Source organism: Allomuricauda ruestringensis DSM 13258, from assembly GCF_000224085.1.
GTDB classification, from domain to species: Bacteria; Bacteroidota; Bacteroidia; order Flavobacteriales; family Flavobacteriaceae; genus Flagellimonas; species Flagellimonas ruestringensis.
In genome coordinates, this window is the sequence record NC_015945.1 from 606,771 (window position 1) to 621,754 (window position 14,984).

Annotated in this window: 14 protein-coding genes; 9 read left to right on the forward strand and 5 right to left on the reverse strand. The window is 42.9% G+C overall.

Annotated features, from left to right (window positions below; all coding sequences use genetic code 11):
* Positions 1 to 6: 6 nt before the first annotated feature.
* The 9 genes from lacZ (at position 7) to MURRU_RS02855 (ending at position 10,169) form a co-directional block, all read left to right on the forward strand.
* A complete protein-coding gene (gene lacZ, locus MURRU_RS02820) occupies positions 7 to 3,213 on the forward strand; it encodes a beta-galactosidase, LacZ type (RefSeq protein ID WP_014031903.1) in 3,207 nt (1,068 codons plus the stop codon).
* Between the two features lie 57 nt (positions 3,214 to 3,270).
* Positions 3,271 to 4,203, forward strand: a complete 933-nt coding sequence (locus MURRU_RS02825) for a hydroxypyruvate isomerase family protein (RefSeq protein ID WP_014031904.1) — start codon at positions 3,271 to 3,273, stop codon at positions 4,201 to 4,203.
* A 15-nt stretch (positions 4,204 to 4,218) separates the two neighbouring features.
* Positions 4,219 to 5,178 carry a formylglycine-generating enzyme family protein gene (locus MURRU_RS02830; RefSeq protein ID WP_014031905.1) on the forward strand — a complete coding sequence of 320 codons (960 nt, stop codon included), beginning with the start codon at positions 4,219 to 4,221 and terminating at the stop codon, positions 5,176 to 5,178.
* 25 nt (positions 5,179 to 5,203) lie between these two features.
* Positions 5,204 to 6,535, forward strand: a complete 1,332-nt coding sequence (locus MURRU_RS02835) for a Gfo/Idh/MocA family protein (protein ID WP_014031906.1) — start codon at positions 5,204 to 5,206, stop codon at positions 6,533 to 6,535.
* A 311-nt stretch (positions 6,536 to 6,846) separates the two neighbouring features.
* Positions 6,847 to 6,978, forward strand: coding sequence for a hypothetical protein (locus tag MURRU_RS18125; RefSeq protein ID WP_014031907.1), 132 nt, complete (start codon positions 6,847 to 6,849; stop codon positions 6,976 to 6,978).
* Positions 6,979 to 7,585: 607 nt separating this feature from the next.
* Positions 7,586 to 8,560 carry a fatty acid desaturase family protein gene (locus MURRU_RS02840; protein ID WP_014031909.1) on the forward strand — a complete coding sequence of 325 codons (975 nt, stop codon included), beginning with the start codon at positions 7,586 to 7,588 and terminating at the stop codon, positions 8,558 to 8,560.
* A gap of 6 nt (positions 8,561 to 8,566) precedes the next feature.
* Positions 8,567 to 9,721, forward strand: a complete 1,155-nt coding sequence (locus tag MURRU_RS02845) for a DEAD/DEAH box helicase (protein WP_014031910.1) — start codon at positions 8,567 to 8,569, stop codon at positions 9,719 to 9,721.
* A 27-nt stretch (positions 9,722 to 9,748) separates the two neighbouring features.
* Entirely contained in the window at positions 9,749 to 9,943 is a 195-nt protein-coding gene (locus MURRU_RS02850; protein WP_014031911.1) for a cold-shock protein, read from the forward strand.
* Between the two features lie 31 nt (positions 9,944 to 9,974).
* The gene (locus tag MURRU_RS02855) at positions 9,975 to 10,169 is read left to right on the forward strand and encodes a cold-shock protein (protein ID WP_014031912.1); all 195 of its coding nucleotides are present in this window, start codon (positions 9,975 to 9,977) and stop codon (positions 10,167 to 10,169) included.
* Between the two features lie 213 nt (positions 10,170 to 10,382).
* On the opposite strand, the gene MURRU_RS18130 is transcribed toward MURRU_RS02855, so the two are convergent.
* The 5 genes from MURRU_RS18130 to MURRU_RS02870 form a co-directional block, all read right to left on the reverse strand.
* Entirely contained in the window at positions 10,383 to 10,511 is a 129-nt protein-coding gene (locus MURRU_RS18130) for a hypothetical protein (RefSeq protein ID WP_281023860.1), read from the reverse strand.
* A 36-nt stretch (positions 10,512 to 10,547) separates the two neighbouring features.
* On the reverse strand, positions 10,548 to 10,688 hold the full coding sequence (locus MURRU_RS17870; RefSeq protein ID WP_187289868.1) for a hypothetical protein: 141 nt from the start codon (positions 10,686 to 10,688) through the stop codon (positions 10,548 to 10,550).
* Between the two features lie 75 nt (positions 10,689 to 10,763).
* Positions 10,764 to 12,368, reverse strand: a complete 1,605-nt coding sequence (locus MURRU_RS02860) for a fibronectin type III domain-containing protein (RefSeq protein ID WP_014031913.1) — start codon at positions 12,366 to 12,368, stop codon at positions 10,764 to 10,766.
* Positions 12,368 to 13,738: a (R)-1-hydroxy-2-aminoethylphosphonate ammonia-lyase gene (gene pbfA / locus MURRU_RS02865; RefSeq protein ID WP_014031914.1), complete on the reverse strand. Its 1,371-nt coding sequence runs from the start codon at positions 13,736 to 13,738 to the stop codon at positions 12,368 to 12,370. Before pbfA ends, MURRU_RS02860 begins: the two co-directional genes overlap by 1 nt.
* On the reverse strand, positions 13,716 to 14,984 hold the full coding sequence (locus MURRU_RS02870) for a ComEC/Rec2 family competence protein (protein ID WP_014031915.1): 1,269 nt from the start codon (positions 14,982 to 14,984) through the stop codon (positions 13,716 to 13,718). The genes pbfA and MURRU_RS02870 overlap by 23 nt, the downstream gene beginning before the upstream one ends.

The following is a 14,984-nucleotide window of genomic DNA, read 5'->3' on the forward strand; positions in this document are numbered from 1 at the left end:
AGTAACATGACAAACAAATGGCAATTCATAATACTACTGGTTTTGCTTCCCAATTTGATCATAAACGCACAAGATAGCGTGCCCGATTGGGAAAATCCAAAAATTATTACAATCAATACAGAGGAGCCGCATGCCTCCTTTTATCATTACAATGACCATGCTTTGGATGCACCGCATGAAACGCTTTCCAATTACCTATCCCTAAATGGGACCTGGAAGTTTCACTGGTCACCCAAACCTGCCGATAGACCCGAAGATTTTTATACCGAAAATTACGATGTATCCCATTGGAACAACATTGATGTACCTTCCGACTGGCAAATGAGGGGATATGGCTATCCCATTTACACCAATATCGAATATCCTTTCCCAAAAAATGCGCCTTTTATTCCACATGACAATAATCCTGTGGGCAGCTATAAACGAAAATTCAATCTGGGCAAAGATTGGGCTTCCAAGCAGGTATACATTCATTTTGGAGGAGTCAATTCAGCATTTTATCTATGGGTGAACGGACAAAAGGTTGGTTACAGTGAAGGTTCAAAAACTCCGGCCGAATTCAATATCACCCCATACATCAAACAAGGAGAAAACGACATTGCCGTGGAGGTATACCGTTGGTGTGACGGTTCCTATCTGGAGGACCAGGACTTCTGGCGTTTAAGTGGAATTGAACGGGATGTTATCCTGTACGCCACCAATCCCATCAGATTTCAAAACATTATCTCAAGGGCATCCCTAGATAGTGAACATTACAAAAATGGGCAACTTGAGCTCGAAGTAAGGGTAAATGCAGCACAAAAAGCAACGAATTTGCAAATAGAGGCCAAAGTGCTTGACGGAGCAAAGGAAATTACATCCTTACACGGTTCCCTTGGCACCAGAGAAGATGGTACGGGCAAATTGACCTTGGAGAAAAACGGATTGACCATTTCCCCTTGGTCTGCAGAAAATCCAAAATTGTACGATCTTCAAATCGTACTGAAGGATTCCAATGGCAATCAACTCGATGCGACAACATTTAAGATTGGTTTCCGAACCAGTGAAATAAAAAATGGCCAATTGTGGGTCAACGGACAGCCCATTCTTCTTAAAGGTGTGAACAGGCACGAGCATGATCCCGTCAATGGACATGTCGTGAGCAAGGAGTCAATGCTAGCAGATATCAAAAACTTCAAAAAATACAACATCAATGCCGTTAGAACCTCGCATTACCCCAATGATCCCCTATGGTACCAACTTTGTGACCAATACGGCATTTATGTAATCGATGAGGCGAACATAGAATCCCACGGTTACGGTTACAATAAAGGAGAAACTTTGGCACAGGATCCACAATTCCAAGAAATGCACCTAAACCGCATTCAAAGAGTGGTGAAAAGAGATATTAACCACCCTTCGGTTATTATTTGGTCTATGGGCAACGAAGCCGGTAGCGGCAGCAATTTTGTAACCCCTTACAATTGGATCCACGAATATGACCCCAATCGTCCAGTACACTATGAACGGGCCGGAAGGGCCAATGATAGTATTCATTATAAAGGAAGGATTACCGATATCGTAAGTTGGATGTACCATGAACAAAACGATGTGGACAAACGGTATTTTGAGAGGGACAACAAAAAACCACTAAGTGAGCAACGCCCATTTATCTGGTGCGAGTACAGTCACGCCATGGGAAACAGCAGTGGAAACTTCAAAGATTATTGGGATTGGGTAAGAAGTCACCCTAGAGCCCAAGGAGGATTCATTTGGGACTGGATGGACCAAGGTCTGGAACAGACCACTTCCACGGGGGAAAAATACTTTGCCTATGGAGGGGATTTTGAACCGGAAGGCGTGCATTCCGATGAAAACTTTTGTGCCAATGGACTGATGGGATCGGACCTAAGGCCACATCCCGGTCTCTTCGAAGTGAAAAAAGTCTATCAAAATGTGCTGTTCTCCAAATTGGACAATACTACATACGAGATTTTCAACGAGAATTTCTTCACCACAACCGAGCAGTACGAATTTAAGGCCATTTTATTGGAAAATGGCATTGAGGTGGCATCACAAACCCTTACAGTTCCAGCTATTGAACCACAACAAAAGCACAAGGTCACCATCAATTTTAATTATAACTTGGATGCATCCAAAGAATATTACATCAATGTGTTCGGAGCCTTAAAAAGGGATACCCCCTTATTGCCCAAAGGTGAGGTTTTGGTTTCAGAACAGTTTAAGTTACACGATGGCGATATATCGCTAAATATCTTAAACGAGCCACATAAAATCAAAACCAAAACATCCAAGGACGAACAATCTTACACCGTATCGGTGGGTGAATACACCTATGTGTTCGGCAAGGACGGTTTTGGACTGAATGCCTTGAAAAAAGGCGATATGGATCTGTTACTTGAACCGGTGAAATTGACATTTTGGAGAGCGCCCATTGATAATGATTTTGGTGCATGGAATTCTTGGAACGCTCCAAAAGATGTAGATTACTTTGGCTATAGAAATGCTGCGGACAAAAAGGTATTGATTGGTTTCGACCATAAAAAGAATAAGGATGGAACCCATTCGTTCCACTATAAATTCGATTACAAAGATTTACAGGCAACAAATACCATCATCTACACAGTGGACAAAAATGGAGGATTGAAAATATCTTGCAAGTTCTCACCCGAAAACCCCGAGAAGTTGAAATACATGCCACGCTACGGTATGGTTTTCGTATTGGATAATCAATATCAAAATACAGAATACTACGGTAGGGGTCCTCATGAAAATTATATAGACCGAAAAACAGCATCCTTTGTAGGTTTGTACAAATCCAAAGTAGCTGATTTTTATGTACCCTACATCAGGCCCCAAGAAAATGGCAATAGAACAGATGTGCGCTTTGCATTGCTCACCAATGAATTGGGCAGTGGCCTAAATTTTGTTTCGGAAAACACACCCTTCTCCTTTTCGGCACACCATAACCCTATGTCGGATTTTGATTCGGAATCCAACAAAAAAGCACAACGGCACACCACGGACATTCAACCCAAAAAGGCAGTGTACCTTCATATTGATTATGGACAGACAGGTGTAGGTGGGGATAATAGCTGGAGTATGGACGGATTGGCCAATGATGAATATAAACTGGATGTCTCCAATGCATCCTTCACGTTCGGTATATATCCTAGTGACATAATAAACCTAAATCAGACTAACCGAGATTAAAGCTTTTGTCCAGCAACCCGTTCGGCAATAGTATATTTTAAAATAAAAACCATCAAAATGAAGCGTAGAAATTTTGTAAAAGACAATCTAATGCTCTCTGGGGCATTAAGTGTTGGCATGACCGGACTATTTGCCCAGAATTCAAGTAAAAACAAATTGGATTTTGAGGTGCCGGCCACTTTCAACCTCAAGTATGCCCCACATTTGGGCATGTTCAAAGAATCTGCAGGCGACGACCCCATTGACCAGCTTAACTTTATGGCGGATATGGGCTTTGCCGCTTTTGAAGATAACGGTATGAAAGGCCGCTCCATAAGCCTACAGGAACAAATGGCCAGCACCATGGAAAAGCGAGGTATTGCAATGGGGGTGTTTGTTGCCCATGAGATTTCGTGGAACAAGCCCAACCTTACCAATGGGGATGCTACACTCCGTGAAAAATTTCTGAAGGAAATCAAAGAATCCATCGAGGTTGCAAAAAGGGTAAATGCCAAATGGATGACCGTGGTGCCAGGCCATGTGGACCTTCAACTGCGCAAAGGATACCAAACAGCCAATGTTGTGGAATCACTCAAACAGGCCAGTGCCCTTTTGGAGCCTCATGGATTGACCATGGTCTTGGAACCGCTAAACTTTAGGGACCACCCAGGACTTTTTCTTACAGATAGCCCCCAAGCCTTTGAAATATGCAAAGCCGTTGACAGTCCATCCTGCAAAATCCTTTTTGATATTTACCATCAACAAATACAGGAGGGCAACCTTATTCCCAACATAGATGCAACGTGGGACGAGATTGCTTATTTTCAAGTAGGTGACAACCCAGGCAGAAAAGAGCCAACAACCGGTGAAATAAATTACAGGAATGTTTTTAAACATATCCACTCTAAAGGATTTCAAGGTATTGTAGGAATGGAACATGGCAATTCAAAAGCAGGTAAAGCAGGTGAAACGGCTGTAATCGAGGCCTACAAAGTCAGTGATTCCTTTTAAACCTTAATAAACATTATGACAATAAAATCAATCGGGATACTCTATTTGCTTTTGGGCACCATGGTAATGGGATATGGACAAAAAACATCTAATTACACCCAAAGCTTGCCAGGCGTGGATATCGAATTTGAAATGGTTGCTATTCCTTCCGGCACTTTTCTAATGGGAAGCCCAAAAGATGAGCTTGGCAGAAAATCTGATGAAGGTCCAGTTCGGGAGATTGAGGTTGAGGGCTTTTGGATGTCCAAATTTGAAATCACTTGGGAGGTGTACAATCTTTTTATTGAAAGGGCCATAGATAATCTTGAGAACGAAGCTAAGGTCACTGAGGTCAATCTCGAAATCGATGCCGTTTCCGGTGCCACTACCCCTTATGTTGATATGAGTTTGGGTATGGGACGGGAAGAAGGTTATCCTGCAGTAAACATTACACAAAGAGCAGCTTCCGCATTCTGCGAATGGCTTTCCGCTATAACTGGTCGTTATTACCGATTGCCCACAGAAGTGGAATGGGAATACGCAGCACGGGCCGGGAGCGACCAACCTTATTATTTTGGGGTTGACCCATCAGAATTAAGCGATCATGCATGGTTTGATCAAAACAGCGGTGGGGCTTACCATAAAGTAGGAACAAAAAAACCAAATCCTTGGGGACTTTACGATATTTATGGCAACGTTGCCGAATGGACCTTGGATCAATATAATGAAAATGGTTATGCGGATGCCAAACTACCTTTTGAGCCAGTTATCAATGAATACCCAATTGCCATTCGAGGTGGCTCCTTCAGGGATGGTCCACAACAACTGCGCAGTGCATCAAGATTGGCATCCAACCCTATTTGGAAACAAAGAGATCCGCAATTTCCACGAAGTAAATGGTGGTTCACCGATGCTGGATTTGTGGGTTTTAGGGTCGTCCGCCCAGTTACACCCCCTGCTCCAGAAAATTATTACGACTATTGGATTAAAAACTAACACCAAATTTTAAAATTTAAATACAATGAAACATAAAGACCAACCGAATGCCAACTCCAGAAGAGAGTTTATCAAAAATGCCTCTATTGCATCTAGCGCCATAATTGTGCCATCACTGGGCACCAATGCCATGGTGAATGTTTTTAACGAAAAAAAGTTGAAAATCGCCCTAGTAGGTTGCGGGGGCCGGGGAACCGGTGCTGCGAACCAAGCCCTTGAAGCCGATGATCATGTGGAATTGGTCGCCATGGCCGATTTGTTCGAAGACCAGTTAAATTCTAGCTATGGCCATTTGAACGAAAAATATAAGGACACGGGGAAAATCAATGTAAAAGACAAACATAAGTTTGTTGGGTTTGATGGCTTTAAAAAAGCCATTGATCTTGCCGATGTGGTGATTCTGACAACCCCGCCCGGCTTTAGGCCTTACCATTTTGCCTATGCCATTGAAAACGATAAGCATGTTTTTATGGAAAAGCCTGTGGCAACAGATGTACCCGGGATACGCAAAGTACTTGAAACCGCTAAACTGGCCGAACAAAAAAAACTGAATGTTGTTGTTGGACTTCAACGACATTACCAAGAAAATTATATCAAGGTCAATTCAATCATCAAAAATGGTGATTTGGGCAAAATTGTGGCCGGACAGGTGTATTGGAACAGTGCCGGTGTGTGGGTACGCCAACGAAAGCCCGAACAATCCGAACTTGAGTATCAGATGAGAAACTGGTATTATTTCAATTGGATTTGTGGCGACCACATTCTGGAACAGCACATCCACAATATTGATGTGGCCAACTGGTTTATTGGAGAGTATCCGATTTCCGCCCAAGGTATGGGAGGAAGAATGGTGAGGAAAGGACCTGATCATGGTGAGATATTCGACCATCACTTTGTAGAATTCACCTATCCAAGTGGAGCGGTAATTTCAAGTCAATGTCGCCATCAACCCAATACCATGTACAAGGTTGGCGAGGCGTTTCAACTGACCAACGGAACAGTAGAGACAAACGATGCAGGTGTAGCAAAAATATATGACCTTTCTGGGAACGAGACACAAGCTATCAACAATTCGATGGGCCATAACCCCTATCAAGAGGAGCATAATGAACTTTTTGCTTCCATTCGAAACAAAGGAGTCATCAATGATGCTTTTAACGGTGCAAAAAGTACAATGACAGCGATAATGGGACGAATGGCGACCTACAGTGGAAAAGTCATAAACTGGGAGGAGGCCCTGGCATCAAATCTACAGCTCATGCCCGAGGAAATCACATGGGATTCTCCGACACCGACAAGCCCAGATGAAAATGGCAACTACCCTGTCCCGGTGCCAGGCCGGGCCAAAGTTCTTTAGTAGACATTATCGATAGGATATGATAAAAAGAGGCACATAAAATATTTGGTGATGAGACATGTTAATGAACCAGTGACCAATACACTACGCTTACTAAGCCGTAAGAACTAAAAGGGCACGATCAAAGAAGACCATGCCCTTTCCATCGAAAGAGTTCTTCCGGTGGAAAATAATCCGAATGTATCCCCTAAAGTATACAATGAAGTTATTTAAACTTTTTTTGGATTGAAAGATAGGGCTACGGGCATTTGTGTTACCACACCCAAATACCATAGCCCACGTACTAAGTACTCGACAAAGATACCATAGAAATGGCCGCGGATTTGCCCTATTCCAAGGAAGATAGGGAACTGGCAGACTCTTCCCTATGGTTGGAACAACTTATGGACAGTGGAATGTTCAAGAATGTTGCCAAGAAATTCCTAACCTCCAGGGAACCCTGATCCTTTGGGACAGGTTTGAACCTTGGATACCTGTGTCGGTATCACCGATCCACATTTCCTTTGCGATATCCGCGTGAGGGATTGCAATGAAAAGCCCTGACTCAGATAGCAAAGGCCTTGTAACGGAAAGCCCGGTCCCGAAGGAACACGCCAAAGAAACATTGCCGTAGGCATAAGGTGTTGGACGGTTTCTATGATGAAAGGAGGGAAACCCGTTATTTAAAACGCGCACACTTATTGGGATAGTGTCGTTTTGCAGACCCTTGATTCCCTTTGCATGAAGTTTTCGTTGCAGATCCATTGCAAATCAAGTTATTTAAATTACATTTGTGGCTGTTCTATTCTTTAGAACTCTCAAAATAGTAATATCAACTGCCGATGGCAGTCCCTCGTTAAGCAATTCTAATACGGTCTTACTTCACGTTTTTTACCCATTTTGAAGTAAGTCATTGTTTAACAAAATCTACATTTTATTAAAAATCCATCTTTTCAATCATCGGTAGGCTCCGATTTTTCCAGAACATTAAAAAAACGCGTTTCGGAATATTTCAAAACCACAAAGAAAACCAGGCACGGCAACCGTCAAATGCTTTTTAAGAGCATCTGTATGTTACTGTTATTTTTCGCCCCCTTAGCTATCATCATTTTTTCAACCCTTACAAGTGTCCCATTGTTGTTTGGATTGTACATTTTGAGCGGATTCGGTATGGCAGGTATTGGCATGGGCGTAATGCACGACGCCATTCATGGTTCTTTTTCAAGGAACAAAATGGTCAACAAACTCATGGGGTACACGATCAATCTGATCGGTGCCAATGACAAGGTCTGGAGGCTGCAACACAATGTTTTGCACCATAGCTATACCAATATAGAAGATCATGACGATGATATTAACGCGCCATTTTTCCTGAGGTTCTCACCTCACGCCAAAAAGAACAAGCTCCATAAATACCAGCATTACTATGCATGGTTCTTTTATGGTCTGTCAACGGTTTCATGGGTCACTTCCAAGGATTTTGTCCGGTACGCCAGGTATTACAAAATGGGCCTGGTGAAAAATCGAAGGACATACATCGAAGGAATCTTTAAGATGGCCGCCTGGAAGATATTATATTTTTCCTATGCGCTGGTCCTGCCGATTCTGTTGACCGCTATTTCACCATGGCTGGTGGTCCTTGCCTTTTTGGCCATGCACTTTGTGACTGGATTGAGTATCACCTTGGTCTTCCAAACGGCCCACGTTACCCCCAATGCCTCATTCCCCTTACCGGATACCCATGGAAATTTGGAGTCCGAACGTTTGGCACATCAACTGGAGACCACATGTAACTTTGCGCCAAAGAGTGCATGGTTATCGTGGATGGTAGGAGGTCTGACCAATCAGATAGAACATCATCTTTTCCCAAATATATCACATATACATTACCGCAACATAGCACCGATAGTAAAACGTACGGCCGAAGAGTTTGGCTTGCCCTATCACTCCAACGGATCTTTTGCATCCGCGATTTTCAAACACTTTAAAATGCTCCGCGATTTGGGGCAAATGGAATTACAGACAATTCCAACACATCAAAACTAAAATACTATGCATTATAATAAAAAGCACCGGACAGGTACGTCCGGCAAACGGCCCGTGTCCAGGTTAAATCCTGAACTACTTGTCAAAAAATCAACATCGACAAATACCGAACCCTATGTTTCAGATAGAAATTTTGAACAATTCCATTTACATGGGGAACTTCGTAAAAACATTGCCCATAAGGGCTATCGATCGCCTTCTGAAATTCAGGACAGGTGTTTCGACCACCTGCTGAAAGGGAAAAACTTAGTGGGCATTGCGGCCACAGGTACAGGTAAAACAGGGGCATTCCTTATCCCCATGGTACAGCAGATGCTTACCGCCAACAACGTTTCCGGTCTAGTGGTAGTGCCCACCCGGGAATTGGCACAACAGGTACAGTCCGAATTCAGGTCATTGACCAAAGGTACCCGGCTCACGTCTGCATGCTTTATCGGAGGAACAAATGTGGGCAGGGACATATCCTCGGCAAGGGGAAACCTGGACCTTATTGTGGGCACACCGGGGAGGCTGAACGATTTGATTGACCGAAGGGCATTGAGAATTGATACCAGATCGACCCTGGTTTTGGATGAGTTTGACAGAATGTTGGACATGGGGTTCATCAAAGATATACAAAAGCTTGTTTCTGGCATGCGAAACCGAAAGCAGACCATGTTGTTCTCGGCGACCTTGGACCCGAACCAGGAAAAACTGATCCAGCAGATCACCGGGGCGGCAACACGTGTAAATGTGTCAAGCGGAACCAGATCGAGCGATAACGTCGATCAACATATCATCCGAGTGAAGAACAGTGAAAATAAATTTGATGTATTGTTCAAGCTGGTAAACGAATCTTCTTTTGAAAAAGTGCTGTTGTTCGCAGAAACGAAAAGAGGGGTGGATAAATTAAGCAAGCAATTGAAGAATTCCGGGATTAGATCGGATGTCATTCATGGGAACAAGTCACAGAACTATCGCTCAAGGGCAATAGAGCTGTTCAAGTCGGGCAGCACAAAAATATTGGTGGCAACGGATGTTGCTGCTAGGGGAATTGATATCAAGGGGGTAACCCATGTGATCAACTATCAATTGCCCCAAACAATGGATAGCTATATCCATAGGATAGGTAGGACGGGCCGTGCATCTGCCACTGGAGTGGCCTACACGTTCGTCAATTAAATAACAAAACGTTTAACAAATACAATTATGCAAGAAGGAACAGTAAAGTTTTTCAACACCGAAAAAGGGTATGGGTTTATTACCCCAACAAATTCAAAAGCGGACATCTTTGTCCACAACAGTGGACTCATCCATGAGATTATGGAAAACGATGGGGTCTCATTTGAAACGGAGCAAGGCCAGAAAGGACTCAATGCGGTCAACGTAAGGCGAATCGACTGATTATTCAACAAAACATTTAACAAATACAATTATGCAAAAAGGAACAGTAAAGTTTTTCAACAACGATAAAGGGTATGGGTTTATCACCCCGACAAATTCCAACGAGGATATTTTTGTGCACTCATCGGGGTTGATCGATGAAGTAAGGGAAAATGACGAAGTACATTATGAAACGGAGCAGGGTCAGAAAGGACTAAATGCAGTCAATGTTGAAGTGATCGATTAACATTAATTATTCCATCTCTTTTTGAGAGGTGAATTTTTTTTGAACGAAAAAAGACCGTTTGTGCAAATGGTCTTTTTTTGTCATCAAGTTGGATGGGACGGATAACGAGAAACGGTTAATTTGAACCACCTTAAATTTTAACATAGTTAACTAAAATTAAGTCACATATTGACAGTTTTACCGTGCTCATTTTATTCCGGCATGGGTGGTATACTAGGTCCGGCGTTTCCACTCATCCGCCATTCCTGTCAATATCTCATTATAGCCAGGGTAGGAAAACCACATTGAATTGGTCAAGTCCACTTTGCTTCCCAATTTTCGATTTCCATGTATTTGACCCATTTTTGACACTTGGCTCCAGAAAAAGGCATCAACGTCTCACGTCTTTCTTTGGGAGTATCTCTCCAAAAATGTCTTTTTTAGTGTAGCTGTATCCTTCATATAGGCTTTATTGGCCACCAAAAGCGAGTCGGCTCCAGTGAACAATTCCTGCCAACGGAACCCATAAAGGGTGATCAAGATTACTTTGGTTTCCTCTGTTTTTGGACATGAAGATTAACAAGTGCCGCAACGGCAGCCATCAAAAACAAAATTCTATTTATCATTTTCCTGTGGTGTTTTAAATGATGCTATTTGGGACCAATCACTCCAATTTAGGTTCTGATCACGGTATCGGACCCTCCAATAATAGGTAGTATTTGGTTGTAATCGTTTGGTTTTTTCATCGGTCAAATCGTCCTCTTTTTGACGGTTTTCCATGTAATACCAGTTTTCGAACTGTTTCCAGCTGTCCAAATCCAACTTTTCAAAATCAGAGGTTTGGGAGACTTGCCAATGTGCAGCTGCATGAAAAGCACCGCTCAGCGAACTTGAAAACTCACCAGCTTTCAAGATGGCAAATTCTTCTTTTACCATTTCATTATTGACTGGGAAAATCGGTTTGGGAGGGTTGGGCTTTTTCTCCAATCGCCAAATGGTAATGCTGTCGCGAAGCTCGTTCTGCCTGGACTTAATGTTATTCCCTTGACTGATTCTCTTAATCTTGAATTTAGGATCGTTCCGGTTACCATCAACCTCGACCATGACAAAACCGTATTCGTCTTGGGTAACGGTAAACTCATCATAGTCCCTTCCTTCAAACTCGCCCCAATTGTCGATAGCTCCACCTGCTGAGGCCACATTAATCCACAAATGTTTGTGATCTCGGGACTGTCCACGCGAATACCCATGGGTGTGTCCAAAAAAGTGGATACTTGGCTTTCCTGTTTTGGTGGAAAACGCTTCCAGCATTTTTACCACCTTCCCTGTGGATTCTTCTTCTCCTGGAATCCAAAGTTCTGATTTATGTGGATGGTGCAATTGTGCAAACACAAAATCAATATCATCGTTCTTTTCGGTATCTGCCAGCACTTGTTCCAACCACTCGTATTGTTCGCGGAGGTCGCGGTAACCGTCATTGGAATTCAATCCTATGATTCTTGTATTGCCATAATCTTTGTACCACCAATGTTCGGCATAGGCAGGTGTTCCGTTTTCCGGAAGGCTAAAATATTTGAAGTAAAAAACAGAATTTCTCTCATGATTTCCCAAAACGGGATACACGGGAACCTTTGCAAAAAGTTTTTGGCCGGGATCAAAAAAATGTTCCTTCCATTGATAGTATTTACTCCCGGTGGTCACTAAATCACCAGGAATCATAACCATGGCCAAATTGTTCGATAATTTGCCCCCATGCGCTTGTTCTAGATATTGAAGCACCCCTTGATTCACGATCTCGGAAAATTTGTTGGGGTGCTGACTATCATATTGCATATCGCTCATGGCCACAATATTGAAGGACTCTTCGTCACTTGAAAACGGTGGTGTCTTGAACTGGAAAATGTCCGATCTTACCTTTCCTGTTTTTACACGATAATAGTACTCCGTGAAACGTTTGAGCCCCTCCAATTTCACGGTGTGGACCCTTGAATCGGAAAAATTGATATCCTCTGCCTTTCCAGTGGTTTTTTTGCCCAGTTTTTTGGTGGTTCCCCACTCCACAATACTTTCTTCCCCGCTAGAGGTTTCCCACATGATCACCATGGAATTGGGTTCAGCATCCTGCAAATAGGGTTGTACAAGAATTTCAGGTTTGGTCTGGGCAGGGAGCTGTACCAATCCCAAACTAAAAACAATAAGTAAACAGTTAATTTTTTTCATTAGACTATGGTGTTGGTTTTTAAAAAGGCACGGTTCAAAATTTCAAAGGCTTTTTCCAGTTCTTCCCTGGTTATGGTCAACGGAGGCGAAAGTTGGAGTACGTTTCCTTTGGAAACTTTAAAACTCAATCCCTGTTTTAGACACTCGTACATAATTTCTTCGGCTTCGGCGGTTGCTTTTTCCTTGGTAGTTCTATCGGTTACCAGTTCAATGCCCCAAAGCAAGCCCACGCCACGTACATCCCCAATCATGGAATATTTACGGTGCATTTTGTAAAGGTTTTTCCGCATAAACTCTTGATCTTCCTTTACTTTTTGAAGAATATCTTCGTCTTCGAGCACTTCCAATAAGGTTAATCCCGCTATGGAACCCAACGGACTTTTTTCGTGCGTATAGTGTCCGAGCGAAATATCACCGAACTTGTTGTACTCCTCCCGGGTCACAATGGCTGCCTGTGGAAAAATTCCTCCACCCAGACCTTTGCCCAAACATAGAATGTCAGGTTCAATATCAAAAAGCTCATAGGCAAACATTTTGCCCGTGCGTCCGAAGGCGATGGGGATTTCATCCAAAATCAGTATCACCCCATGCTTGTCGCACAACGCTTTTGCTCCTTTCCAGAATTTTTTTGATGGGATCTGAACATCTGTATTACGAATGGTTTCCGCCAAAAACGCCCCGATCTGACGGTCTTTTTCCAAAACATATTGCAAATATCCCAAAGCTTTTTCCTCATTACCTTCGAAAATACCACGATAGGTGATTGGGGGCGGAATACGCTCCACACCTGGCATTAATGGCCCCATATGTTCCTGAAAAACGGACTCGCCGCCTATACTTATGGCATCCAAAGAGGCTCCGTGGAACGAATCCCAGAATGAGACTACTTTGTGTTTTCCGGTTACGGCCCTTGCCAATTTTAGGGCAATTCCAATAGCAGAGCTTCCATTTGGCGTAAGCAAAATACGGTCAAGGCCCTTGGGAGTATATGAGGTTAGTTTCTCAGCAAATCGAATAGCTGTTTCATTGGCATACCTCCGGGTGGAGAAGGTAAGGCTTTGCAGTTGCTCTGTTAAGCGAGAAACCATTTTTGGGTGGGAAAACCCAATTTGATGTACGTTGTTCCCATGAAAATCGAGATACTTTTTTCCTGATACACTTTCAATGTGCGAGCCTTCACAATTCTGGAGCACATCCAAACAAGGAGTGGACATAGATTGATGTATAAAGTACTTGGCATCTTTTTCCAATAGGTTTTTGGTTTCTTCGTCCACTTCTTGCCGCAACCATTCAGCCCTGGCAGAGGTTAGATTAATGTCGCCTTCAACAACAGATTCTAAGTTGTGCTTATCGCGCTTTATACGGTCCATGTTCACTTAAAATTTTTCGTCCTTCTGTGGTGTCGTCCAGCACATAAACTTTATAGGCATCACCATTGTTGTACACCCGAATAACTATATGCCCATTCTGACTTTTATAAAGATCCAACTTACCACCGATCACATCTTTTGCACCTTGCAGCATAACGGTTGAAAATATATCCCGGTCGCCAGGATATAATTTGGTCGATGTTATTCTTCGCAGTACTTCTTCTCCTGGATGGTCCGCTGTCCAGTTTTGCTGAATCCAGACTCGAGGGCGAATCGTACGCACATAAAATGGGTTCTGTGAGTCACGGTTCCCGTGATGATTCAACGTGGCCACATCCACGGGTCCGACAATTGGTGCAATATGGGATTCCACATCGTTAATATCGGTCTGTCCAAAGCTATTGATGCCAGAAATATCCCCTCCGGTGTAATAATTAAACTTGCCATAATCAATACGGATTACGCTGCTCAACGAATTTTCCCCGGGATACTCTCCTTCTTTAAAAAGGGGATAAAACGAATCGTCGTAGCCTGTCCAAATATTCCCGTTGGAGGCTATGTTTTGAACAGAAAAGTTGGGATAATCCTTTGGATGATTTTTTAATGTAATCTGATAGTTACTTCCTACCTGTAAAGCTTCATTTTCCAGACCAACTTTTCCTGATTGATATGCAATGAATTTCCAATATTCCTTCAAGGTTGGAATCATTCCGTAGGCGTCCTTGGAAAATCGTTCTTTAGATTGTACTTGCTCGTTGGTTAGATCAATAGGATAATCAAAACCACGGTCGATCAATTTTTTAATCGGAATCAGTGTACCCACTTCCATAATCCCTGTAAGCTGGTATCCTCCTTTGGCAATTGAACGCAACGAATCAATCTCCCCGAAATGGTCGTCGTGGTAATGGGAGATCAATGCATAATCCAACTTGCGCTCTTGTTTTTTGGACAAGAACTGATCTATATAATCTACAATCCACTCGGGGGCAGTTTTACTCCTGTTCGGAACCAATTTGGCATTTCTGCTCGATGTTGTCCTTGGATGGGTTTCGGACATATCGCCAGCATCCACCAACATGGTCGTACCATCGGGAAATACCATAAAAGTGGCATCGCCCCTACCTGTATTGATATGGTGGATATCCAAAAATCCAGGTTGCCAATCGGGCAATTGTTTTTGCCCGTGTGAAAGTTGCACCATTAGAATAATGATGAAGAGATAAGGTCTTTTGAGGTTGAAATGCAT